This window comes from Kitasatospora sp. CM 4170 (assembly GCF_032110285.1).
GTDB lineage: Bacteria > Actinomycetota > Actinomycetes > Streptomycetales > Streptomycetaceae > Kitasatospora > Kitasatospora aburaviensis.
Genome location: NZ_CP134877.1, coordinates 1,724,615 through 1,746,787, shown reverse-complemented (window position 1 = coordinate 1,746,787; position 22,173 = coordinate 1,724,615). Strand labels below are relative to the sequence as shown.

Below are 22,173 nucleotides of genomic sequence, written 5' to 3'. Positions count from 1 at the left end.
TCCTTGGTTCTGGTGACTACAGGTGCGGAGATTGGTTCCGGGGGCGGCGCGGTGCCGCCGGTCGGGCGGCCGGGTCAGGCCGTTCCGGGCTGCTGGGCCTGCCCGGTCGGTCCGGCCGTCTCGGCCTTCCCGGCGCTCTCGGGCTGCTTGGCGGGTGCCGCCTTCTTGGCCGCCGGGGCGCTGCCCGTGGTCCGGGCGGGGGGAGGCTTCGGCGGGCCGAAGGACGGGGCGGGCGTGTCGCGGATCAGCAGCAGGGCGGTCACCCAGCCGAGGGCCAGCAGACCCACCGGCAGCAGGAGCCCGCTGTGCATGGCACTGGTGAAGGCGTCCGCGAAGGCGTCCTGCACCTTGGCGGCCTGCGCCGGGTCGGCGCCGGCCACGGCGGGCGGCGGGCCGCCGCTGCCGATCTTCACGGCACCGTCGGTGAGCGGCGCGAAGGCCTGCTTGAAGCCCTCCCGCGCCTCCGCGGGCAGCGCCTCGGCCTGCTCGTTCACCCAGCTGCGCAGCCCGCTGGAGAGCCGCAGCGACAGGACGGCGCCGATCGCCGCGCTGGCCAGCAGCCCGCCGACCTCCTGCGAGGTGTTGACCAGCCCGGACGCCACGCCGGCCTGCGGCGGCGGGACCTGCCGCATCCCGACGCTGAACAGCGGGGAGAAGACCAGGCCCATGCCGAGGCCGGCCAGCAGGAACGGGCCGACCAGGTCGAGGGTGCCGGTGTCCGTTCCGGTGACCAGGATGAACGAGCCGAGGCCGGCGGTGAAGCAGGCCAGCCCGGTGAGGATGACCGCCTTGCCCGAGCCGCGGTCGGAGAGCTTGCCACCGATGCCGGCGACCAGCGCCGAGGTCAGCGGCATCACCGCGATGGTGAAGCCGGCCCGCAGCGGGGTCATCCCGAGCACGGTCTGCAGGTAGAGCGAGATCGGCAGGAAGGCGCCGAGCATCGAGAAGCCCATGACGGCGGCGACGATGTTGGCCGAGGCGAAGTTGCGCAGCTTCAGCAGGTCGAAGGGGAGCAGCGGGCCGGAGCGCTGGTGCCGCCGCTGGTCGAAGCCGAAGTAGACCAGGATCAGCAGGCCGGCGGCGATCGACGCCCAGGCGGTGGCGTCCCAGTCCAGCCGCTCGCCCTCGATCAGGCCGAAGGCCAGCGCGCTGAGGCCGAGGATGAGCAGGGCGGTCGGCACCAGGGCGAGCGGTTGCCGTTTGCCCGGCCGGTAGTCGTGGACGTGCTTCAGTACCAGGTAGGCGGTGGCGAGGCCGATCGGCAGGTTGAGGTAGAAGATCCAGCGCCAGTCCAGGTAGCTGACGATCACCCCGCCCAGCGTCGGACCGGTCAGCACCGCGAGCCCGGAGAGCGCGCCGGTGAAGCCGAAGGCCGCACCCCACTTGGACGGCGGGAAGACCATGGTGACGATCGGGAGGATCTGCGGGGCGAGCATCGCGCCGCCGACGCCCTGGGCGAAGCGGGCGCCGATCAGGACGCCGGCGTTGGGCGCCACGCCGCACAGGCAGGAGGCGGCCACGAACAGCGCGAGGCCGTAGAGGTAGACCCGGCGCGGCCCGAAGAGGTCGCCGAGGCGGCCGGCGACGACGAGCAGGGTGGCGTAGCCGAGGATGTAGGCGCTGAAGACCCACAGGCCCTCGTCGAGGGACGCGTGCAGGCCGGACATCACATGGGGCAGCGCGATATTGACGATCGTCATATCGAGCAGCGTCATGAAGAAGCCCATGCTGAGCACGCCGAGAATCAGCCAGGGACTTTTGTCCCCGGTCTGCCGGTCGGGCATAGGTGGCTCATTTCTTGGAGCGCCGGAAGCCGAGGGCCGGAATGCGGGCACCGGGCTTCGGGAATGGGGAAGCGCGGAATGTCCGCCGGCTCGGCAGGGCCGGCGCGGAGCGGTCGCGGCGGTGAGGCCGCGAATGGAGGGGACGGGGTCAGTCGGCGCGCCGCAGGAGCACCGCGTTGGCGTCGACCTTGAGGACGTCGGTGTGGAGCTGGAAGGGCAGCAGCGGGCCGCTGCTGAACCGGTCGGCCGGGAAGTGGCGCTCGATCGAGGGCGCGTCCACCGGCTTGAACGGGAACATCTCCTGGCGGCTGCCGCGCAGGTAGAGCAGGCCGCCCGGGTGCAGCAGCCGGGCCACCTCGGCCGCGTAGCGGTCGCGGTCCTCCGGGCCCAGGTGGTGGAAGCAGCCGCGGTCCACCAGCAGGTCGAACTCCTCGTCGGGAAGGTCGAGTTCGCGGACGTCGCCGACCCGCAGCTCGACCTCAAGACCGAGCCCGGCGACCCGCTCGCCGGCCAGCGCGACCGCCTCGGCGCTGATGTCCACACCGGTGGTGCGGTAGCCGGCGCGGGCCAGTGCGACGGTGTCCCAGCCGGTGCCGCAGCCGAGGTCGAGGGCGCGGGCGCCGGGGGCGGGCGGGGTGGCGGCGAGGAATCCGACCAGGTCGGGGGAGGGGGCGCTGAGCTCCCAGTACTGGTGGTGGTCCCCGACCTTGTAGGCCCGGTCCCAGTCCAGGGTGGTCGTGGTGGTCATGGTCGTAGACCCCTTCCGGAGGCGCGCCGGACCGCACCGTGCGGTCGGCGGGGCACGCCGGCCGGCGTGCGCGGGGGGAGGTGGCCGCCGCCCGGGCCGCCCACCGCGCCGCCGAGGGCGGTGGCCGAGGGGGTCGCGGTGGCGTACCAGCCGACCACCTCGGGGCGCCCGGGCGTCAGCACCGGCGAGCCCCGGTAGACCTCGTAGCGCGGCCAGTTGGCGCGCAGCGCGAGGCCGGCGGCCGGGGTGACGTGGCGGTGGCGGACGGGCGGTTCGGCCTGGGCCGAACCGCCCTGCCAGAGCATCAGCCGCTCGCTCAGGACGGGCAGCACGCGGATACCCAGGCTGTCCCGGCGCGGATCGAGCAGGGACAGCCCGGCGACCCGGTCCCGGGGCACCGACAGGCAGGCGTCGAAACGCCGGCGGTCGGGCGCCGTGGACTCCGGGTCGTCGTACAGGATTTCGATGCCGACGGTGCGGTCGTCGGAAATCCCGCGATTGAACAGGAATGCGGTGAGGCGAAGCCAGGTCGCCTCCCGCGGAGTTCCGTTCGCCGGATGCCTGAGGCTGATCACGAGAAGTGGTCGGGGGAGCACCGGGAACCATTCGCCGGTCCCCTGGAATTGCCCGCCCAATGTCTGCGGCCTATTCACAGGGGTGACGCTACCAACGGGTCAGTGTTCGCGTTTGACTGTCCTGGACACGTTCAGGGCGGATTCCGGACCGAGCGGCTCCGCTCCCGGGCCGTCGGTGCGCGGCCGCAGCAGCGCCGCCGCCCTGGCCACGCTCCGGGCGAGCTCGTCCACCCGGGCCCCGAGCTCGGGATCGGCCGGCTCGCCGCCCGGCAGGGCGCTCCGGGCCTGCGGGACGGCCACCTGCTCGGGCACCATCCAGGCCCGGTACCAGCGGGCCACCAGGCGCAGGTGGTTGAGGGCGTTGGAGTTGCTGCGGCCGCCGAGCGCGCAGATGGCGCCGAAGACCTTCCCCTCGACGTGCTCGAAGTCCAGCAGGTCGAGCGCGTTCTTCAGGGCCCCGCCGATGGTCCCGTGGTACTCCGGGCCGGCCAGGATGACGCCGTCGGCGGCGCGGAACTCCTCCCGCAGCAGCTTGACGTCCGGGCGGCTCGGCCACGGGTCCTGCTTGTCGCCGTTGCAGAACGGCAGGTCCAGCTCGCGCAGGTCCAGCAGGGACGTCCGGCAGCCGTCCGCCTCCAGCAGGGAGACGGCGCGGCGCAGCAGCAGCTGGCTGGTCGAGCCGGGACGCATGGAGCCGCCCAGGCCGAGGATCCGGGGCGGCGCGGCGGCGCTCACGCGTCCTCCTCGCAGATGGCGTCCGCCGGGCAGCAGTCCATCGCCTCGTACACCAGCTCCTCCTCGTCCTCGTCGACCGGCTGGCGGGCCACGTAGGTGTAGCCGGCCTGGTCGTTGCGGACGAAGGAGTCGGGGGCGATGCACCGGCAGGTGTCGCAGTCGGTGCACTCGGCGTTGACGAAGAACCGCCCGGGCACGTTGTCCGGCAGCCTGGCCGGCACCGGGTAGCCACTCATGCGTGGCTCCGACCCGCGTGGACCAGCTCCAGGACCCGCTCGGTGTCGGTGCGCAGCAGGTGGCCGTAGGTGTGGCCGAGCTCGTCCTCCGGCGCGTACGCCAGCAGTTCGACGCTGTCGAAGCCGGCCAGGTAGTCGAGCACCCGGCGGACCTGGTCGGCGGTGTCGACGCTCAGCCCGAGGTGCGACATCAGCGAGCTCTTGCGGTCGGCCGGCAGGCCGGCCCACTCGCCGTAGGCGCGGCAGGTGAAGAACTCCACCTCGGTGCCGCGCTCGGTGGTCAGGTTGATCCAGTGGCCGGGGGTGCCGTGCACCCGCGGGGCGATGTGCGAGGGACCGGAGGAGACGCGGCTGAGGCCCGGGTGCTCCCGGACGGTCTCCAGCCAGGCCTCGAAGTCCTCCTCGCGCCGGTAGTCGCCCAGGTAGACGGCCACGTGGTGCAGACCGGTCAGCCGCAGGGTGCGGGCGTCCAGCGGCTGGCCGAAGAAGGAGAGCAGCGCGTCGTCGGTGGTGGTCGCGGCCGCCCGGTCGGCCCAGTCGAGGACCTCCTTGAGCGCGGGCTCGCGGTCGGCCCCGGTCGGCAGGTACTCGGCGGCGGGGTACAACAGGCTGGGTGCCATGGCGAATCAGCTCCGTCGGGCGGTCAGGTAGTCCGTGATCAGGGTCTCCAGGTCCTGGTGGCCGGCGTAGGGCTTCAGCAGGTCCTGGTAGAGCTCGGGGCGCCGGCCGTGCAGGCAGAAGTAGAGGCTCTTGCGGAACGAGAGGTCGACCTCGCGCAGTTCGCGCACCCGGTCGAGGTCGAGCTCGGCGATCAGCACGCCCTCCTCCTCGTCCAGCGTGCCGACCAGCTGCTCGGGGGCCGCGACTGTGCTGTGGCCGGCCACCGAGATGGACACCTGCCGGCCGGCCCGTTCGCCGGTGACCTCGCCGACGGCGCTGGCCAGCAGGGTGTAGCAGACGTTGAAGGAGGAGTTGGCCTGGATGCACGGCCGGGTGATCTGGATGTTGCCGCGCAGCGCCGCGCCGGGCACCGCGATGATCTCGGCGCCGCGCATGGCGAGCGTCCGCGGCACCTCGGGGATCCAGAAGTCGGAGCAGACGCAGATTCCCAGCCGACCGAACGGCGTGTCCACGATGACGAGTTCGTCGCTGGGCGAGACGGTGACCATCTCGGCGGCGAAGCGGTGGGTCTTGCGGGCCTTGGCGGCGATCCGGCCCTGGTCGTCCAGCAGCACCGAGGTGTTGTAGTAGCGGTCGCCCTCCCGCTCGACGACCGTGCCGCAGAGCAGGTAGCAGCCCTTGGCCCGGGCCACCTCGCCGAGCCGGTCGAAGACCGGGCCCGGCACCGGCTGGTCGATGACGCCCTTCAGGTGGGCGCGGCCGGGGAAGTAGAACGGCGGGCCGAGGAAGAACTCCGGCAGGATGATCAGCTCGACGTCCTGGACGGTGTCCAGCAGGGCGAGCGTGCGGGCCAGGTTGACCTCGGGGTCGTGGTCCCAGAGGGTCTGGATCAGCGCGACCCGGGGCCGGCTGGTGGCGAGCGTGCGGTCGGTCATCGGTCAGGCTCCATCCGGGGCTTACGGGGTGTCCGGGGTGTCCGGGGTGCTCTCCGGGGCCGACGCGTCCTCCGGGTCCCGCCCGGCCGCCGCGGCCCAGTCGGGCAGCGGCCCGTCCGGGTGGGTGGCGGTGGTCAGCGCCAGGCCCAGCGGCGAGCGGCGGAAGTCGGCGGCGAACGGCGCGGCCTCGCGCATCCGGCGCAGCTCGTGCAGGTCCAGGTCGGCGCTGAGCAGCACCTCCTCGCGGTCCGCCTCGGCGAGCACCGGCTGCTGCTTGCGGAAGTCCCGCGAGTAGGCGCCGATCGCCAGCGGGCTGCGCAGGATCGCGCTGCGGCCCATGTAGGTGAGGCCGGCCAGGGTGTTCTCGCCGGTGGCGCTGGCGAACAGCACGTACGCGCAGTTCTCCGCGGCCCGGGCGAGCAGCATCTGCCGCACCGGTTCGGCGAACGGCCGCAGCAGCACCGAGGGCGCGACGATGATCTCCGCCGAGGCCGCGAACAGGCCGCGCAGCACCTCGGGGAACTGCACGTCGTAGCCGAGCGCGAAGCCGATCCGGCCGAGCGGGGTGTCGAAGACGCGGGCGCCGGTGACGCCGGTGATGAAGTGCGCCTCCAGGTCGTACACCATGGTGCGCCGCGCGGTGCCGGCCAGCTCCCCGGTGTCGTCGAGCAGCACGGCGGTGCTGTGCACGTGCTCGCCGGAGCGCTCCAGCACGCCGGCGGCGATCCAGATGCCGAGTTCGCGGGCCAGGCCGGCCAGCCACTCGGTGAGCGGGCCGGGCACCGGCTCGGCGATCTCGTGGCTCTTCGGCAGGTTCAGCGCGGTGGCGAACACCTCGGGCAGGACGACGAGCCGGCAGTCGTCGTCGGCCGCGGCGCGCACCAGCTTCTCGGCCCGCTCCAGGTTCTCCGCCCGGCGGTTGGTGGCGACGGACAGCTGGACGACGCCGACCCGGTACCGGCGAAGGTCTGCGGTGGGCATGGTCGTGCTCCTTCCGGTGTCGGGGGCGGTCGGGACGGCGGGCCGGGCGCGGTGCCCGCGCGGGGGCGGGCACCGCGCCCGGCCGGTGGCCGGCGGACCGTCAGTCGAAGATCCGCTCGTAGATGCCGGGCTCGCCGACCGTGTACCCGGTGTCCCGGGGCTTGGAGGAGACCACCAGGTTGATGCCCTCCTTGCTGACGCTCCAGCCGTCGAGGCCGAGCTGGTCCAGCAGCTCGCGCATCTCGTCGGTGGAGTAGGAGGCCCGCAGCGAGCGCATGAACTGGTTGGCGTCGCCGCCCGCGTACTGCAGGACGAAGGAGACCATGCCCTCGTCGGCGTCACGCGCCAGGTCGTACAGCAGCACGGTGCCGCCGGGGCGGCAGACCCGGTTCAGCTCGGGCAGGATGCGGGCCGGCTTGTCCCACCGGTTGATCGCGCAGAAGCTGAACACCACGTCGAAGCTGTCGTCCTCGAACGGCAGCCGGGTGTACCGGGCCCAGTCGCAGGCGAAGTCGCCGCCGTAGGAGACCAGGTTGGCGAAGATGGTGTTCTCCCGGGCCACCTCCAGGAAGGCGTCGTTGCTGTCCAGCCCGGTGAAGGTGGAGTCGGGGTGCTGGGCGGCCAGGCGCAGCGACAGCAGGCCGCTGGCGCAGCCGATCTCCAGCACCTCCTTGTCCGGACCGCAGTCCGGCCCGATCAGCTTCATCATGTGCTGCATCGGGATGATCATGGAGGTGCGCACGCTCCGGTCGTACGCGCGGCACTCCTCGGTGTCGTCGAACGGGTCCCCCTGCGGGGTGCGCTCGGCGAGGTCGAAGATCCGGCCCCGGCGGGCCCGGCGGGTGGTCTCAGAGCTGGACAATGGGGAGTCCCTTCCGGCCGTCGGTGCGGTCGATCTGCCACTTCAGGATCTCGGTGCTCGCCGAGGTCGGCTGCGGGAGCCGGTAGTTGGCGTCCGAGTAGAAGCTCTTGGAGATGTTGTCGATGTAGTACCAGCCCTTCGGGTAGGTCACCTGGATGGCCTCGTCGTCGACCTCCAGGAGCCCCTTGGCGACCAGGTCGTCGACCTTGTCTTTGAAGTACTCGTACGGGTCGACGCCGTGCCGCTCGCGGTAGACCGAGCGCTTGACCCGCAGCAGCTTCAGGCCGAGGACGAGGCTGCGGCAGCGCTGCTCGTGCTCGTCGGTGTAGGCGCCCATGACGACCGGGAGCCGACCCTCGTTGCACCGGCTGATGTACGACTCGATGTCCGGCTCGTTGAGGTACATGTGGTTGTTCAGGTACCCGTAGGCCCCGGAGCCGATGGCCACCATGTCCCCGCACCGGCCCCAGATCTGCGACAGGTGGTCGGTCAGGTAGAAGGTGTCCGTCTCCAGGCCGCGGTACGGCTTGCTGCCGTCCTTCAGCACCGGGTACGTCTTGACGCCGGCCGCCTCCCACTCGGGCTTCATCGGCTCGATGAAGTCGTTGTAGGTCAGCGCCAGGTAGCCCGCGTCCATCAGCGTGGTGTGCAGGTACTGGTACATCTCGTCGGCCTCGCGGGTGCTCGGGCACGGCGGGGTGGCGCCGCTCTGCAGCGCGAAGAACACCTCCGAGCCCGGCATGACCGCGTAGTTGTAGACCGAGAACGACGTGACCGGCAGGTCCATCAGGGTGCGGATGTCCTGCGCCCAGAGGTCGGCGGTCTGGCCGGGGATGCCGATCATGTAGTCGATGCAGAGGTTCTCCAGGCCGCTGCGGTCGATCAGCTCGATCGTCTTGGTGGCCGACTCGCCGGTGTGCGCGCGGGCCCGGCCGAGGTAGCGCAGCAGCGGGTCGTGGAAGGTCTGCACGCCCAGGCTCATCCGGTTGACGCCGTGCTTGAGCAGCACGTCCAGCTTCTGCTGGTCGACGTCGATCGGGGTGGACTCGATGGTGATCGAGCAGTCCGGGCTGAAGTTGAGGCGCTGCTTCATGAAGCCGAGCAGGTCGTCCAGCTCCTCGGCGCGCAGCGTGGTCGGCGTGCCGCCCCCGAAGTAGCCGGAGGTGAACACGGTGTCCCGGACGTGCGGCAGCTGCGAGTACAGGTCGATCTCGTTCTTCAGCGCCTGGATGTAGCGCTGCACCAGGGTGTTGCGGGTGGAGAACTTGTTGTACGGGCAGCTGGTGCAGACCTGGTTGCAGAACGGGATGTGCACGTAGAACGACGTGGTCTTGGGGAACTTCTCCCGCGTGGCGTAGATCTGCTCCGCCGACAGGGGCTTGACGTCGCAGGGGTACCAGCGGACGAACTCGATGTCCCGCTCCGGGTAGTCCCGCCAGAAGCTCGGGGTGTCGAGGAAGTTCCGGGTGATCGATTCTTGGGTCATCTGCCTCTCCGGTCGTCAGGGGGCGCGGTGGTGCTCGACGGTGAGTGCCATCGGGCCGTCCGGGTCGACCACCCAGTCGGCCATCTCCGCGGCGTCGAGCCGTGCACGCAGTTCGGCGCAGGTCCAGGCGCCGCGGAGGGAGTCCAGGTAGGTGCGCAAGCGGTACTGGCCGTCGGGCGAGTCGTCGGCGGCCATCTCGCGCAGCGTGTACTCGAGGATGAACGGGTCGGGGTCCCGGCGCAGGTCGTTGACCAGCAGCCGGCCGCCGGGGGCCAGTGCCCCGGCAAAGCCCCGCAGCAGCTCGGCGGGTTCGGTGCACTCGCCGAGCGCGTGGACGCTGTAGACCAGCGCGTACCCGCCGGCCGGGCCGTCCGGCAGCGGGCCGCCGGGCCGCCAGTGGCCGACCGGCACCGCCTCGCCGAGCCGCTCGCGCAGCGGGGCGACGGCGTTCGGGTCGGTGCACAGCACCCGCAGGTCCACCGGGCGGCGGGCCAGCAGGAGGCCGGCGAACCCGCCGTAGCCGGGTCCGACCTCCAGCACCGGGCCGTCGGTGCAGGCGGCCTCCAGCAGGTCGAGGAACTCCTCCTTGTACTGGTTGCGGGCGGCCACGTACCGGTCGTACGCGAGCCGGTCCGCCTCGTCGGCGAGCCGATGGCGGGTCGGCGTCCGGACGTCCGGCAGCAGGCCGGTGGACATGCTGCTCACACCTCCCTCAGCAGGGCGTACAGCTCCCGCTCGGTCTCGGCGACGGCCCGCAGGGCCTCCCGCAGCTCCCCGGCGAGGCGTTCGCGGACCGGGCCGAGCCCGTCCGCCGCGGCGGCCCGCAGCCGGGGCAGCCGCTCGCCGAGCAGGGCGGCCCGGGCGAGGGCGGCGGCTCCGCCGTCCAGCAGCTCCGCCTCCCGTGCCCGGTAGGCCGCGCCGAGCTCGGCGAAGTCGTCGGTCCAGTCGGGCAGCAGCAGCGCGATCACCCGCGCCCACTGTGCCGCGCTGTCGGCGCACAGCAGCGCCGCGTCGGCCAGCCGGTGGTCGCCGGTGAGCTGCGCCGCCTCGGTCAGGAACTCCTGGAAGAGGTTGCGGAAGGCGTTCCCGCCGGTGCCGGCCAGCTCGAAGTCGACGAAGGCGCCGGCCAGTTCCTCGACCACGGAGAGCGCGGGGGCGTCGCTGCGCAGCAGGTGCTGCAGCCCGGCCCCGTAGGAGTCGAGGCCGCGCAGCCCGAAGGTGGGCACCGGCGGGTGCAGCATCGCCCGGCAGGAGTACCGGATGCCCTGGCGGACGTCCTCCTCGGTGGGCTGGCGGGCCGTCTTCCAGTCGGCCCGCAGCAGCGCGTGCCGGGGCGGGAACGGCTGGTGGGCCGAGGCCCGGGCGGTGGCCAGCTCGGCCGTGGTCAGGGTCTGCGGCCGGGCGGGCCGGTCCGAGACGGTGACGGTGCCGGCCTGCGGGTCGTGCCCGAGCACCACGATCGCGTGGGCGCCGAAGTGCCGGGTGGCCTGGAAGTACGGCAGGTGGAAGAGGTCCACGTAGACCACGGCCGGGCGGCCCTGGTCGAGCTCGCCCCGCAGCTCCGCCCAGGCCCGGTCCGGGTCGTCGTCGACCGCGACCTCCACGTCCAGGCCCACGCCGGCGGCCATCCGCCGGGTGAACTCCGGGAACGGGCCGTTGCGGCCGCCGGTGAAGCCGCGCCCGCCGGGCGGCGGCGGCAGGTGCATGAAGCTGATGCCGCCGGCCAGGCCGAACAGCATCGCCTCGCTGACCGGCAGGCCGTGCGCGGCCAGCTGCTTGCGCAGCGAGGCGGTCTCGCAGTGCGCGCCGCCGTACAGCGGCTCCGGGTCGGTGGTGCTCATGCGACTCCTCCCGGGGAGACGGGCCGCTCGGCCCAGGCGGCCCAGGCGAGCGCCTCCGGGGGGACGGCGCCGGCCGGTGCCGCCTCGGCGGCCTTCGCCTCGGCGGCGATCTCGTCCAGGACCGAGCGGGTGTAGGGGTTGGCGTCCGAGGGCGGGTAGTCCAGCGCCGTCCCGACCAGGACGTTGCGGATCGCGGCCCGCACGATGTCGGTGGGCAGCCCGCGCCCGGCCAGTTCGGCGGCCAGCTCGGCGCAGGCCTTGAGGGCGACCTTGGTGGCGGCCCGGTTGGCGGGGCCGACGACCTTCTCCGGCCCGAGGACCACCTCGCCGAGGTCGGCCGCGAGGGTCCGCAGCAGCCCGATCCGGCGCGGTGCGGAGGTCACCAGGACGGTCTTGAGGCCGAGCGCCACGGCGGTGAACTGGCAGACCGGCTTGAGCCCGACCACCTCGACGTTCAGCTCCGGCAGCTGGTCGGTCGGCACGCTGGTCGCCAGGTTGACGAAGAGCGGGCGGCGGCCGACCTCCTCGGTCAGCGCGGCGAGCCGGCGAAGTGCGGCCTCGGTCTCGTGCGGCGGGACGCAGATCAGCACGGTGTCGGCGGCCGACAGGATCTCGCGCTGGTCCATGTCGGGCAGCGAGAGGGCGGCGGCCACCCGCCGGGCCACCGCGGGGTCGCTGTCGTTGAGCAGCACCGGGAAGCGCTCGGCGAGCCGGTCGGCCAGGACCGCGCCGAGCCGGCCGAGGCCGACGACGGCGATCGTGCCGGGGTCGTTGTGCCGGGGCTCCGCCGGATTGCCGGGGCGCAGACCGAGTGTCACGAAACCGCCTCCAGGTCCTCGATGGTGAGACTGCCGGGCTTGAGCATCCGGTCCATCGCCCGCCGCACCTGGGCCCGGTCGATCGGGGCGACGTGCGCCGGCACCCCGAACTCCGCGGTGACCCGCTCGGCGACGGCCGCGCAGAGCGCCTCCGGGTCGCCGCCGTCGGCCTCGACCCGGATCTCCACCCGGTCCCCGGCCGGGCCGGCCGCCCAGTAGAGGCCCGCGCCCTCGGTGGAGAGCACGGTCTGCTCCAGCGCCAGCTTGTTGATCCGCCGCCCGCCGACGATCAGCTGCTCGCTGACCCGCCCGTGGTGGGCGAGCAGCCGGCGGGGGCTGCCGCAGGCGCACGGCTCGGTGGAGACGGTGACGAAGTCCCCGCTGCGGTAGCGCAGCAGCGGCATGGCCCGGCCGGCCAGCGAGGTGATGACCAGCTCCCCGGCGGTGCCGTCCGGCACCGGCTCGGTGGTCTCCGGGTCGATCACCTCGAACAGGTGCCGGTCCTCCGTCAGGTGCAGGCTGCCCCGCTCGCAGACCAGCCCGAGCGAGTTGGTCTCGGTGGAGCCGTAGGCGTTGGACAGCTGCACGCCCCAGAGCGCGGCGATCTTCTCCAGCTTGGCCGGCGAGCAGGTCTCGCCCACGTACAGGAAGGTCTTGAGCCCGATCTCGGCCGGGTCGCGGCCGGTGTCCTTGAGCATGTCGTACAGCCGCAGCGCCCGGCTCGGCGTGCAGACCAGCGCGGTCGGCCGGACGGTCCACATCATCTCGACCATCCGCTCGAACGGGCAGACCAGGCTGAGCGTGCCCACCGGGACCACCGCGGCGCCGACCTGCTCCAGCGCCCGGTCCAGGTCGTACGAGGCGAAGGCCAGCTCGTAGGGGATGGCGATGAAGACGAGGTCGCCGGGGCCGAGGAGGTGGCCGACGGACTGCTCGACCGCCACGTTGCCGCGGATCCAGTCCTCGTAGGTGATCATCGAGGAGGTCGGGCTGCCGGTGGTCCCGGTGGACTCGCCGTAGCGGATCAGCTCCTCGCGGCCCACCGCGAGCAGGCCGAACGGGTAGGCGCCGCGCAGCTCCGCCTTGGTGGTGAAGGGCAGCGCCCGCAGCCCGGCGGCGTCGGTCGGCCGCACCGGGCCGAACTCCCCGGCCCACTTCTCCCGGTAGAACGGCGAGTTGGCGAAGGCGTGGTCCAACTGGCGGCGCAGCAGCGCGAACTGGTGGTCCGGCACCTGGTCCGGGCTGAGCTTCTCGAACGCCGCCAGGTCGGCCAGCGCGGCCTCGCGGATCTCCGGATAGCGCAGGTGCGGCGGGCGGTCGGCGGTGGTCACCGGGCATCCTCTCCAAACGTCAGCTGGGTCTTGATCCGGGTGCGGGGGTCGAGCCCGAAGGCCTCCTCCGCCCGTTCGGCCGGCAGCCGGTGGGTGACCAGCAGCCCGGCCTCCTCGCGGTGCCCGGCCAGGAACTCCTGCGCCCGGGCGAAGCCGCCGGTGCCGCCGATCGAGCCGACCAGGGTCAGGGCGTTGGCCACCAGCAGGTCGGTGCGCAGCGCCGCGCTGCGCCGCAGCCCGAAGCAGAGCACCCGGCCGCGCGGCACGGCGCAGGCCAGCGCGGTGGCGAGGCCGTCGGCGCCGCTGGAGCAGTCGACCGTGAGGTCGTAGCGGGCGGCGGCGGTGAGGGCGGCGTAGCCGCCGGCCGACCGGGCGGCCGCGTCCGGCTCGGGTGCCTCGGTACGCACCCGGGCGCTCGGCAGCAGCTCGGCGACGGCCGCGGCCTTCACCGGGTCCGCCTCCAGCAGCTCGACGTCGGCGGCCCCGTGGGCGCCGGTGAGCAGCAGGTACGAGGCGAGGCCGAGGGCGCCGGCCCCGATCACCAGGATCCGCTCGTCGGGCCGCGGGGCGACCCGGTGCAGGCCCTGCGCGGCGACCGCGAAGAACTCGGAGAGCGCCAGCAGCCCGGGCCCCAGGCCGTGCCGGTCGGGGTAGAGGTAGCGGCGGTCGACCGTCCGCAGCCGGGTGGAGAAGCCGTCCACGGTGAGGCCGAACTTCTCGATCCGGGCGCAGACGTTGCGGTCGGTGCCGCACCGCGGGCAGTCGCCGCACCAGCGCGAGCAGTCGCCGGTGACCCACTGGCCGAGCAGTTCCCGGCCGCCCAGGCCGGTGTCGACCACCCGGCCCGCCCACTCGTGGCCGAAGCGCAGCGGATAGCTGCTCGGCCCGCCGTAGGTGCCGTCGTACAACGCCTGGTCGCTGCCGCACAGGGTGACCCGGTCGACCTCGACCAGCACCTCGTCCGGGCCGAGCGGCGCGGTCGGCGGCTTGGCCTCGTCGACCGAGAGCCGCCCGGGGGCGGTGAGCCGCAGGTCCGGTCCGGCGCTCATCGCGCACCCCCGGCGGGCGGCGCCGGGCGCGGCGGCAGGTGGTCGTTGAGTTCGGCCTCGATCCGCTCGCTCTCGGCGCGGGCCATGGTGATGCGGTCGCGCAGGCTGATCGAGTTGAGGCCCCACCACAGGTACCAGTTGTCATTGGCGAGGACGCGGGCCTGGATCTCGTCCAGGAGCGCGTCGTCCTCGATGACCGCGCGGGACGCGTAGTACTTGGGCACGATGAATCGCTCCGTTCCGGTGATCATTCCCTCGGCGACGGCGGTGGCGTGCAGGGCGGTGCCGCGGCATACCCGCAGTCCGAGGGTCCAGAAGGCGTGCACGTCGGGCGTGGCCGGCGGCACGAGCTGCTCCATCACGTCGAAGGTCTCGCGGACCGAGTCCCGGTCGTCGCCGGGGCTGCCGATGAACAGGCAGTGCTCGACCCGGATGCCCGCCTCCACGAAGCGGCGGTGGGCGTCGACGATCTGCCGCTGCCGGAAGTTCTTCTTCAGTCCGCGCAGGATCCGGTCACAGGCCGAGTCGGTGCCGAACTCCACGTAGTAGCAGCCGGTCCGGGCCATCAGGTCGACCAGCTCGGCGGTCACGTTGCCCGGGTTGACCATGCAGGACCACGGCATCTCGATGCCGCGCCGGACGAACTCGCGCAGCACCTCCAGCGAGTAGTTCAGCGGCAGGTTGAACACCCCGTCGACGATCTCCAGGACCTCCAGGCCCTCGTCGCGCAGCCGCTCCACCTCGTCGGCCACCCGGGAGACCTCGTCGAACTTCACCCCCGTGCCGTCGACCAGGAAGTTGCTGCAGAAGACGCACTCCAGCACGCAGCCCTTCTTGGTCTGGATGGTCGCCGGCACCTTGAGGCTGCGGTCGTGCGTCTCGTACGAGTAGCTGAAGTAGCGCTGGTCGTAGAGCGCCGGGTCGGGGCGGGCCGCCTTGCGGTAGTCGATCCGGAAGACCGGGTCGCGCCGGTGGTAGCCGCCGTCCGGCAGCGGGCGGATCACCCCGGGCACGTCCAGCGGTTCCTCGCCGCGGGCCAGGTGCTCCAGCAGCGGCTGGACCGACTCCTCGGCGAAGCCGGTGATCCCGTAGTCGGCCTGGACGAAGTCCATCAGGTCCTCCGGCACGGTGGAGAACCCCGGTCCGCCCAGGAGCACGGTCACGCCCGGCAGTTCGTCGCGCGACCAGTCGGCGACCTCGCGGGCGAGCGGGGTGTAGACGACCGGCTCCAGCATGCTCTGCGAGTCGACGTTGCGGATCGAGATCCCGACCACGTCCGGCTTGAAGGACTGCACCGCGGCCCGCACCACCGGCTCGTCCTCCTCCTCCCACATCAGGTCCAGCGTCTCGACCTGGTGCCCGGCCTCCCGGGCCTGGGTGGCGATGGTGACCATGCCGATCGGCAGGACCGGCCGGAAGGACTTCAGCTTGTTGATCGACACGAAGAGCACCTTCACGGCCGGCCTCCGTCGACCTCGGTGAGCACGGCGACCAGGCAGCGCAGCTGCTGCTCACTCTGGTGCCAGTGCACGACCAGCCGCAGCAGGCCCAGCCGGCGCGCGACCGAGGCGATCAGACCGCGCTCCTCCAGGGCGTCCACCAGCTTCTCCGGGCTCGGGTGGCGCACCGTCACCACGGTGAGCTCGGGCTCGGGGGCGACCTGGAAGCCGGCCCCGGTCAGCAGCCGCACCAGCAGCGCCCGGCGCTCCCAGAGCTCGGCCACCGCGCTCCGGTAGCCGCTGCGGCCCTGGGCGCGCAGCGCCGCCCAGGTGGCCAGCACCGCGCCGCCCGGCCGGGTGCCGAGCAGGGCCTGGTGGTCGAAGGTGCCCCGGTAGTGCGAGGAGGTGCGCAGCGCCGCGCCGTCCTCCGCGTCGCGGAACAGGACGTGCCCGGCGGGGATCGGCGCGCCGCCGTACTTGTGCGGGTCGAGGGTGACGGAGGTGACGCCGGGCACGGAGAACCCGATCGGCGGCAGCGGCTCGCCCGACTCGCGGGCGAACGGCACCAGGAACCCGCCGGTGGCGGCGTCCACGTGGACCGGGACGCCGAGCGGCGCGGCGTGCGCGGCGATCGCCGGCACGTCGTCCACGGCGCCCGACTCGGAGCTGCCGGCGGTGGCCACCACCAGGGCGGTCTCCGGGGTGACCAGCGGCAGCAGCCGGTCGAGGTCCACCCGCAGCCGCTCGTCCGAGGGGACGCGCACGACCTCCACCGGGAGCAGCGCGGCGATCTTGTCGAACGAGAAGTGGGCGCTGTCGCCCAGCAGGATCCGGGCCGGGGCGTCCGGGCCGAACCGCGCCCGGTGGCGCCGGACGGCCGCCTGGACGGCCAGCAGGTTGGCCTCGGTCCCGCCCGAGGTGGCCACGCCGGTCGCCCCGGGCCCGTCCATCAGGTCGGCCAGCATGGCCGTCACCTCGCGCTCGGCGCGGGCCAGCGACGGGAAGATCCGGTTGTCGCCGAGGTTGGCCTGCTGGTGGGCGGCGAAGACCCGCTCGGCCACCGGGAGCGGGGTCGAGCAGATCGAGTTGAAGACGGTGCCGTCCCGGTAGTCGTGGTCGTCCGCACAGAGCCCGGCGACCTCGGCCAGCACCTGCTCGACGGGTGCGCCCCGGTCGGGCAGCCCGGCGGCGGGCTCACCCGGCGGCGGGGACCCGGTGGGGGACGGCGAAGAACTGGGCAGCGTTGCCATGAGCGAGAGCCCTCACGATCTGCTCGGGGACACCATGGAGTCGGAGCCGGTGCACCGTCCGGGCCAGACCCAGCGGGTCGGCCGAGCCGAAGTGCAGGCCGGTGTTGAGCATCAGCCGCTCCGGGCCGAACCGTTCCAGCAGGCGCAGCACCTCGCGGTGCGACTGCTTCTCGCGGATCTGGAACAGCGCGTCCTGGCGCGGGGCGACCGCGATCCCGTACCCGCCGAGGCCGTGCAGCGCCGGGTGCTCGGCGAGCAGGTCGATCCGCTGCTCGTCGAGGTCGAGCAGGGCGATCGAGGCGGGGTCGATGCCGGCCCGCTCCACCGCGCCCGCCAGCGGCGCCAGCATCTCCCGGAACGGCGCGAGCGCGGGCGGCGACTCGACCAGCACCGGCACACCGCGCGCCGAGGCCAGCTTCAGCTGCCGCTCCAGCACCTCCACCTCGTCCGGGCCGCCGCTGCGCAGCGACAGCTCACCCAGCGCCCGGACCCTCGGGTGGTCCAGGTACTCCTCCAGCGCCTCGATCCCGGCCAGCGCCCCGGACAGCCCCGCCATGTCGGCCGCGTGCACCGCGAGCGCCACGTGCAGGTCGATCCCGTACGCGGCGGCGCGCGCGGTCTCGGCCACCGCGAGCCGCTCGAACCGGGCGGCGAAGGCGCTGCCGGTGTCCCGGGCCTCCAGCGAGGCGGAGCACGGGGCGAGCGCCGTGAGCACCCCGCTGACGGCCATCAGCTCGTAGTCGTCGGCGTTGCGCAGGTCGCTGTGGACGTGGTGGTCGAACAGCGGCGTCAGGCCGGTCCCGTCCAGCGCCCGCGGGGCGAGCGGGGGCGGGGGCGGGGGCGGCGGCGGTCCGGGGGCGCGGCCGGCGGGCACGGCGGCCTCAGCCCCGGAGACCGTCGGCGGCGGCGATGGCGGCGGTCAGCACCTCGCGGCTGCGGCGCAGCGCGTGCTCGTACTGGTCGGCGTGGTTGTACAGCTCCACGCTGACGAACCCGTCGTAGCCGCCGCGTCCGAGCACCGAGAAGAAGCCGGCGAAGTCGATGTCGCCGTCCCCGGGGATCTCGTGGTGGTGCACCCGGCCCTTGATGTCCTCGACCTGGATGATCCGGGTGTACGGCAGGTTCCGCTCGACCGAGCCGAGGTAGTCCTCCTCCACCACCCGGCAGTGGCCGAGGTCCTGGGCGAGCGCGAAGCGGTCGGAGGCCAGCTTGTCGGCCAGCCGGGCCACCCCGTCGTTGGTCTCCAGGAAGAACTCCGGCTCGGGCTCCATCGCCAGCACCGCGCTGCCCGGGCCGTCCAGCACCTGCTGGATGCCCTCCTCCAGCCACTGCCGGGCCTGCTCCTCGGAGACCTCGGCCTTGCGCTTGCCGGTGGCGAAGTTGACGTAGGGGATGCCGAGTTCGTCGGCGATCCGGACCGACCGGCGCACCAGGTCGACCCGGCGGGCCCGGCCCTCGGCGCTGGGGTGGATCAGCGAGGGCTCGAACCGCTCCTCGCCCAGCAGGTTGTCCGCGCCGGCGGCCAGGCAGCAGGCGGTCAGGCCGGAGCGCTCCAGCGCCTTGCGGATCGGCGCGGCCTCGGCGGGGCCGAACGCGAACGGGTCCAGGTGGGCCGGGTGGAGCGAGAGTTCGATCCCCTCGTAGCCGGCGTCGGCGACCGCCTCGATCGCCCGCTCCACCGAGATCGTCCGCAGGCCGTTGGCGTTGTAGGCAAGCTTGACCACAGCAGTTCTCCTTGTCTCGGCCGGTGCTGACCGGCCGTCGGGTCCGGTGGGCTCACACCGGCGGATGGGTCACTTCTCGGCGGTGGCGTGCACGTGGAAGTCGTGCCAGGTCCGCAGCTCGATCCGGTGGAAGCCGGCGGCGCGCAGCATCTCCTCCAGCTCGCCCAGGGAGAAGCGCAGGTGCACCTCCTCCGGGCCGGCGCCGTCGGGCTGCCGGGCGTACCAGGCCTCGATCTCCCGGTTGCGCTCCTTGTCGGCCGTCTTGCGGTAGTCGGCCAGCGCCACCCGCCCGCCGGGGCGCAGCACCCGGTGCATCTCGGCGATGGCGGCCGGCGCGTCGTCGGCCAGCTCGTGCAGGACGTAGGTGGAGATGACCAGGTCGGCGCTGTCGTCGGCGGCGGGCAGCGGCACCACGGAGCCGACGGTGCGGGTGACCCGGTCGGCCACGCCCTCCCGGGCGGCCCGGGCGGCGAGCACGTCCAGCAGCTCCGGGCTGCCGTCCACGCAGTGCACCGAGCCCTGCGGCCCGACCGCCCGGGCGGCCGGGACGGCCGCGTAGCCGGTGCCCGCGCCGACGTCGATCACCTGCTGGCCGGGCGCGGCGCCGACGGTGCGCAGCAGGTCCTGCACCTCGCCGAGCGCCCAGCGCAGCGGACCGTCGAGCCGGTAGACCGTCTCGGCGATCTCCGGGGAATGCGCGGTGTTCATGGCATGACTCCTTCGGGGGCCGAACGGGCCGTCCGGCCCTGCTGGTTCGGCGGTTCGGCGGTTCGGGGGGTCGGCGGTTCGGGGCGGGCACGGGCGTGCGCGTTGCACGCGCGGGGCGGTCGGGCGCACGGGGGCGCCCGCGGGGGCGCCCGCCGGGCTCGGGCGCCGGGCTCAGGCGTCGGCGAGGACGCTCTTCAGCAGGGGCTCGGGCACCGGCGTCTCGTGGTCGCCGTCCACGGTGTGCACCCGGCCGATCTCGGGCACCAGCACGAACCGCACCGCGCTGCCGGCCCGGCGCTTGTTGTCGCTGAGGATGACCTCGACGATCCGCTCCGGCGTGAACTCCTCCGGCACCGACGTCGGGCTGCCCATCAGGGTCCCGAGCACGTGCTCCTGGCGCTCCAGCACCTCCGGGTCGGTGACCCCGAGCCGGATGCCCAGCCGGGCCGCGGCGCACATCCCGATGCCGACCGCCTCGCCGTGCAGCAGCCGGCCGCCGGAGAGGAACTCCACGGCGTGGCCGACCGTGTGGCCGTACTCCAGGATGATGCCGGTGCCGCGCTCGCCCGGGTCCAGCTCCAGGATCCCCAGCTTGCTGCGGACCACCTCGTGGCAGACCCCGAGCAGGTCGTCCCGGATGCCGCCGACCCCGTCGGCCAGCAGGCCCTCCAGCCGGTCGAACCAGGCGGCGTCGTTGACCAGGCCGTTCTTCAGCGCCTCGACCAGCGCGCTGCGGTGCTGGCGCTCCGGCTCGGTGCGCAGCATCGCCACGTCGGCCCAGATGAAGATCGGCGCGTGGTAGACGCCGAACTGGTTCTTGCCGAGCGCGCCGTTGATGGCCTGCTTGTTGCTGAGGGTGCCGTCGGTGAGGTTGAGCATGGTGGTCGGGATCTCGACGAAGCGCAGGCCCCGGTAGACCATGGCGGCCGCCAGCCCGGCGAGGTTGCTGATCATGCCGCCGCCGAGGGCGCCGACGATCGAGTCCTTGGTGGCGCCGGCGGCGACCAGCCGCTCGCACAGGGCGGTCAGCTGCGGCCAGCCCTTGACCTGCTCGCCCTCGGCCACGGTGATCAGGTTGACCGCGACGCCGGCCCGGCCGAGCTTGTTGGCCAGGTCCCGGCCGAAGCGCTCGTACAGCGGCTCGCTGGTGACCAGGTAGAACTCGTCGAAGTCGTAGCGTCCCAGGTACTCGGGCAGGCGGTCGCCGATCGCGTCGCCGAGATAGAAGGGGCAGCTCGGCCTGGTCCCGCTGGACAGCTCGATGATGGTTCCGTCGGACACGTCGGTCCTTTCGTGCAGGGTGTCGGAACGGGGGTGTCGGAACGGGTGGTGCGGGAACGCGGGTGGTTCCCGGTGGTTCCGGGTGCGCCCGCGCGCGCCCGCGCACGACCGGCGCGCGGGCCGCGGAGCGTGTGGTCGGTGAGTGTGCGGTGGTCGGTGCTGCGCGGCCGGTGCCGCGCGGCCGACGGTGCGGTGCCGGTGGTGCGGTGCCGGTGGTGCGGTGCCGGGCGCGGGCGCTCAGCGGTGGGCGAGGTAGCCGTCGAGGTCGAGCAGCCCGTTGCCGCTGACGCAGGCCACGATCACCTCGGACCGCCCGGTCTCGCGGGCCAGCACGGCCCGATCCACCGCGGCGCGCAGGGCGTGGCAGGACTCCGGGGCGATCAGCATCCCCTCGGTGGAGAGCACCAGCCGCCCGGTCTCGAAGGCGTCCGCCTCCTCGTACGCGGTCGCGTCGAGCAGCCCCTCGCCGCGCAGCACGCCGATCAGCGGCGAGCCGCTGTGCTGGCGCAGACCGCCGACGTGCGTCTCCGGGAGCTCGTAGTCCCGGCCCAGGGTGTACGACTTGCTGAGCGGGGTGACGCCCTCGGGGTCGGCGTGGTCGTAGCGCAGCGTGCCCCGGGTGAGCCGCGGGGCGCTCGCCGACTCCGCGCCGAGCAGCAGCAGCCCGTCCCCGCGCTCCGCCTTCTCGGCCAGGAACGGGCCCATGAAGCCGCCGAGGTTGCTGCCGCCGCCGACGCAGGCGATCAGCGCGTCCGGCTGCTCGCCGAGGGCGGCCAGCTGCGCCTTGGTCTCCTGGCCGATGACGGTCTGGTGGATCAGCACGTGCGCCAGGTTGCTGCCGGAGATGTAGCGGGTCTCCGGGTGCAGCGCGGCGTGGCTGATCGCCTCGCCGATGGCGGTGCCGAGCGAGCCGAGCAGGTGCCGGCCGTCGCGCAGCAGCGCCTTGCCGACCGGGGTCTGCTCGCTCGGGGAGGGGTAGACCTCGGCGCCGAGCATCTCGATCAGCGCGTTCCGGCCGGGCTTCTGCCGGGCCGAGACGCCGGCCCAGTAGATGACGGCCTTGAGGCCGAAGCGGCGGGCGGCCCAGGCCACCGCGTGGCCCCACTGGCCGGCGCCGGTCTCGGTGACCAGCGTCCCGACGCCCTGCTCGGCCGCGTAGTGGGCCTGGGCGATCGCCGAGTTGAGCTTGAAGCTGCCGGTCGGCAGGACGTCCTCGCGCTTGAGGTAGATCCGGGCCGGGGTGTCCAGGTAGCGCTCCAGGGCGCGGGCGCGCAGCAGCGGGGTCGGCCGCCCGATCGAGGCGAGCTCCTCGCGCACCCGCTTCGGGATCTCCAGGAAGGGCTCGGTGGCGGCGTCCTGGGCGCGGACGGCGTCGAGCCGGATCCGCTGCTGCAGGGCGATCCGCGAGCCCCAGTCGTCCTGCTCGGCGCCTTCGGGCTCGCGCGGCGGCGGCACGGCGCCCGGCAGGCTGGGGACGAGGTTGAACCAGTGCGACGGGACCGAACGGGGGTCCGCCGCGGCCGGTACCGGTACGGGGGTCCACGGGGCGGCTGGAGTCACGATGCATCCCTCTCGTCATCCGGATGGGGGAACCGTGCACGTCAGTCTCCGCAGCCGGAGGACCGGGTGAGAAGCGGATCGAGCGTTGTTGACCGGCTCAGTCAAGCTTCGGATCGGTTGCCCGGGTCGGACTTGACCGGAACGGTGGGAAAGCGGTCCCCGGCCCCGGATCCACCGGTTTCGCGGCCCGGACCGCGCGGCCGGGCGCG

General features: G+C 73.3%; 22 protein-coding genes. All 22 read right to left on the bottom strand.

Going from position 1 to position 22,173, the window contains the following annotated elements:
- Positions 1-74: 74 nt before the first annotated feature.
- The 22 genes from RMN57_RS07040 to RMN57_RS06935 all read right to left on the bottom strand — a co-directional run bounded on the left by RMN57_RS07040 (position 75) and on the right by RMN57_RS06935 (position 21,964).
- On the bottom strand, positions 75-1,784 hold the full coding sequence (locus tag RMN57_RS07040) for an MFS transporter (RefSeq protein WP_313762511.1): 1,710 nt from the start codon (positions 1,782-1,784) through the stop codon (positions 75-77).
- A gap of 148 nt (positions 1,785-1,932) precedes the next feature.
- The gene (locus RMN57_RS07035) at positions 1,933-2,532 is read right to left on the bottom strand and encodes a class I SAM-dependent methyltransferase (RefSeq protein WP_313762510.1); all 600 of its coding nucleotides are present in this window, start codon (positions 2,530-2,532) and stop codon (positions 1,933-1,935) included.
- Positions 2,529-3,107 (bottom strand): hypothetical protein, encoded by a 579-nt coding sequence (locus RMN57_RS07030; protein WP_313762509.1) that lies wholly within the window; start codon positions 3,105-3,107, stop codon positions 2,529-2,531. The genes RMN57_RS07035 and RMN57_RS07030 overlap by 4 nt, the downstream gene beginning before the upstream one ends.
- A 99-nt stretch (positions 3,108-3,206) precedes the next feature.
- A complete protein-coding gene (locus tag RMN57_RS07025) occupies positions 3,207-3,842 on the bottom strand; it encodes an NAD(P)H-dependent oxidoreductase (RefSeq protein ID WP_313762508.1) in 636 nt (211 codons plus the stop codon).
- Positions 3,839-4,078 (bottom strand): ferredoxin, encoded by a 240-nt coding sequence (locus RMN57_RS07020; protein WP_313762507.1) that lies wholly within the window; start codon positions 4,076-4,078, stop codon positions 3,839-3,841. The genes RMN57_RS07025 and RMN57_RS07020 overlap by 4 nt, the downstream gene beginning before the upstream one ends.
- Positions 4,075-4,698, bottom strand: a complete 624-nt coding sequence (locus RMN57_RS07015; RefSeq protein WP_313762506.1) for a hypothetical protein — start codon at positions 4,696-4,698, stop codon at positions 4,075-4,077. Before RMN57_RS07015 ends, RMN57_RS07020 begins: the two co-directional genes overlap by 4 nt.
- 6 nt (positions 4,699-4,704) lie before the next feature.
- Positions 4,705-5,634, bottom strand: a complete 930-nt coding sequence (locus RMN57_RS07010; RefSeq protein WP_313762505.1) for a carbon-nitrogen hydrolase family protein — start codon at positions 5,632-5,634, stop codon at positions 4,705-4,707.
- A 21-nt stretch (positions 5,635-5,655) separates the two neighbouring features.
- A complete protein-coding gene (locus RMN57_RS07005; RefSeq protein ID WP_313762504.1) occupies positions 5,656-6,615 on the bottom strand; it encodes a carbon-nitrogen hydrolase family protein in 960 nt (319 codons plus the stop codon).
- Between the two features lie 100 nt (positions 6,616-6,715).
- A complete protein-coding gene (locus RMN57_RS07000) occupies positions 6,716-7,477 on the bottom strand; it encodes a class I SAM-dependent methyltransferase (protein WP_313762503.1) in 762 nt (253 codons plus the stop codon).
- Positions 7,464-8,963, bottom strand: coding sequence for a coproporphyrinogen-III oxidase family protein (locus RMN57_RS06995; protein ID WP_313762502.1), 1,500 nt, complete (start codon positions 8,961-8,963; stop codon positions 7,464-7,466). The genes RMN57_RS07000 and RMN57_RS06995 overlap by 14 nt, the downstream gene beginning before the upstream one ends.
- Positions 8,964-8,978: 15 nt before the next feature.
- Positions 8,979-9,659 carry a class I SAM-dependent methyltransferase gene (locus RMN57_RS06990; protein ID WP_313767735.1) on the bottom strand — a complete coding sequence of 227 codons (681 nt, stop codon included), beginning with the start codon at positions 9,657-9,659 and terminating at the stop codon, positions 8,979-8,981.
- A 5-nt stretch (positions 9,660-9,664) separates the two neighbouring features.
- The gene (locus RMN57_RS06985; protein WP_313762501.1) at positions 9,665-10,804 is read right to left on the bottom strand and encodes a BtrH N-terminal domain-containing protein; all 1,140 of its coding nucleotides are present in this window, start codon (positions 10,802-10,804) and stop codon (positions 9,665-9,667) included.
- On the bottom strand, positions 10,801-11,622 hold the full coding sequence (locus RMN57_RS06980) for an NAD(P)-binding domain-containing protein (RefSeq protein WP_313762500.1): 822 nt from the start codon (positions 11,620-11,622) through the stop codon (positions 10,801-10,803). The genes RMN57_RS06985 and RMN57_RS06980 overlap by 4 nt, the downstream gene beginning before the upstream one ends.
- A complete protein-coding gene (locus tag RMN57_RS06975; RefSeq protein WP_313762499.1) occupies positions 11,619-12,953 on the bottom strand; it encodes an AMP-binding protein in 1,335 nt (444 codons plus the stop codon). The genes RMN57_RS06980 and RMN57_RS06975 overlap by 4 nt, the downstream gene beginning before the upstream one ends.
- On the bottom strand, positions 12,950-14,002 hold the full coding sequence (locus tag RMN57_RS06970) for a zinc-binding dehydrogenase (RefSeq protein ID WP_313762498.1): 1,053 nt from the start codon (positions 14,000-14,002) through the stop codon (positions 12,950-12,952). Before RMN57_RS06970 ends, RMN57_RS06975 begins: the two co-directional genes overlap by 4 nt.
- A complete protein-coding gene (locus tag RMN57_RS06965) occupies positions 13,999-15,459 on the bottom strand; it encodes a B12-binding domain-containing radical SAM protein (protein ID WP_313762497.1) in 1,461 nt (486 codons plus the stop codon). Before RMN57_RS06965 ends, RMN57_RS06970 begins: the two co-directional genes overlap by 4 nt.
- Positions 15,456-16,691: a tyrosine decarboxylase MfnA gene (gene mfnA / locus RMN57_RS06960; protein ID WP_313762496.1), complete on the bottom strand. Its 1,236-nt coding sequence runs from the start codon at positions 16,689-16,691 to the stop codon at positions 15,456-15,458. Before mfnA ends, RMN57_RS06965 begins: the two co-directional genes overlap by 4 nt.
- Positions 16,636-17,565: a deoxyribonuclease gene (locus tag RMN57_RS06955; RefSeq protein WP_313762495.1), complete on the bottom strand. Its 930-nt coding sequence runs from the start codon at positions 17,563-17,565 to the stop codon at positions 16,636-16,638. Before RMN57_RS06955 ends, mfnA begins: the two co-directional genes overlap by 56 nt.
- A 7-nt stretch (positions 17,566-17,572) precedes the next feature.
- Positions 17,573-18,415, bottom strand: a complete 843-nt coding sequence (locus RMN57_RS06950) for a sugar phosphate isomerase/epimerase family protein (protein ID WP_313762494.1) — start codon at positions 18,413-18,415, stop codon at positions 17,573-17,575.
- A 69-nt stretch (positions 18,416-18,484) separates the two neighbouring features.
- Positions 18,485-19,123 carry a class I SAM-dependent methyltransferase gene (locus RMN57_RS06945; RefSeq protein WP_313762493.1) on the bottom strand — a complete coding sequence of 213 codons (639 nt, stop codon included), beginning with the start codon at positions 19,121-19,123 and terminating at the stop codon, positions 18,485-18,487.
- 171 nt (positions 19,124-19,294) lie between these two features.
- The gene (locus tag RMN57_RS06940) at positions 19,295-20,404 is read right to left on the bottom strand and encodes a 2-deoxy-scyllo-inosose synthase (RefSeq protein WP_313762492.1); all 1,110 of its coding nucleotides are present in this window, start codon (positions 20,402-20,404) and stop codon (positions 19,295-19,297) included.
- Between the two features lie 237 nt (positions 20,405-20,641).
- Complete coding sequence (locus RMN57_RS06935) at positions 20,642-21,964, bottom strand: TrpB-like pyridoxal phosphate-dependent enzyme (RefSeq protein ID WP_313762491.1); 1,323 nt, start codon at positions 21,962-21,964, stop codon at positions 20,642-20,644.
- Positions 21,965-22,173 lie beyond the last annotated feature (209 nt).

Coding starts and splice junctions, on each gene's coding strand:
- RMN57_RS07015 (WP_313762506.1), bottom strand. CDS start 4,698: ATGGCACCCAGCCTGTTGTACCCCGCCGCCGAGTACCTGCCGACCGGG.
- RMN57_RS06995 (WP_313762502.1), bottom strand. CDS start 8,963: ATGACCCAAGAATCGATCACCCGGAACTTCCTCGACACCCCGAGCTTC.
- mfnA (WP_313762496.1), bottom strand. CDS start 16,691: ATGGCAACGCTGCCCAGTTCTTCGCCGTCCCCCACCGGGTCCCCGCCG.
- RMN57_RS06945 (WP_313762493.1), bottom strand. CDS start 19,123: ATGAACACCGCGCATTCCCCGGAGATCGCCGAGACGGTCTACCGGCTC.
- RMN57_RS06985 (WP_313762501.1), bottom strand. CDS start 10,804: ATGAGCACCACCGACCCGGAGCCGCTGTACGGCGGCGCGCACTGCGAG.
- RMN57_RS07020 (WP_313762507.1), bottom strand. CDS start 4,078: ATGAGTGGCTACCCGGTGCCGGCCAGGCTGCCGGACAACGTGCCCGGG.
- RMN57_RS06990 (WP_313767735.1), bottom strand. CDS start 9,659: ATGTCCACCGGCCTGCTGCCGGACGTCCGGACGCCGACCCGCCATCGG.
- RMN57_RS07005 (WP_313762504.1), bottom strand. CDS start 6,615: ATGCCCACCGCAGACCTTCGCCGGTACCGGGTCGGCGTCGTCCAGCTG.
- RMN57_RS06970 (WP_313762498.1), bottom strand. CDS start 14,002: ATGAGCGCCGGACCGGACCTGCGGCTCACCGCCCCCGGGCGGCTCTCG.
- RMN57_RS07035 (WP_313762510.1), bottom strand. CDS start 2,532: ATGACCACCACGACCACCCTGGACTGGGACCGGGCCTACAAGGTCGGG.
- RMN57_RS07010 (WP_313762505.1), bottom strand. CDS start 5,634: ATGACCGACCGCACGCTCGCCACCAGCCGGCCCCGGGTCGCGCTGATC.
- RMN57_RS07040 (WP_313762511.1), bottom strand. CDS start 1,784: ATGCCCGACCGGCAGACCGGGGACAAAAGTCCCTGGCTGATTCTCGGC.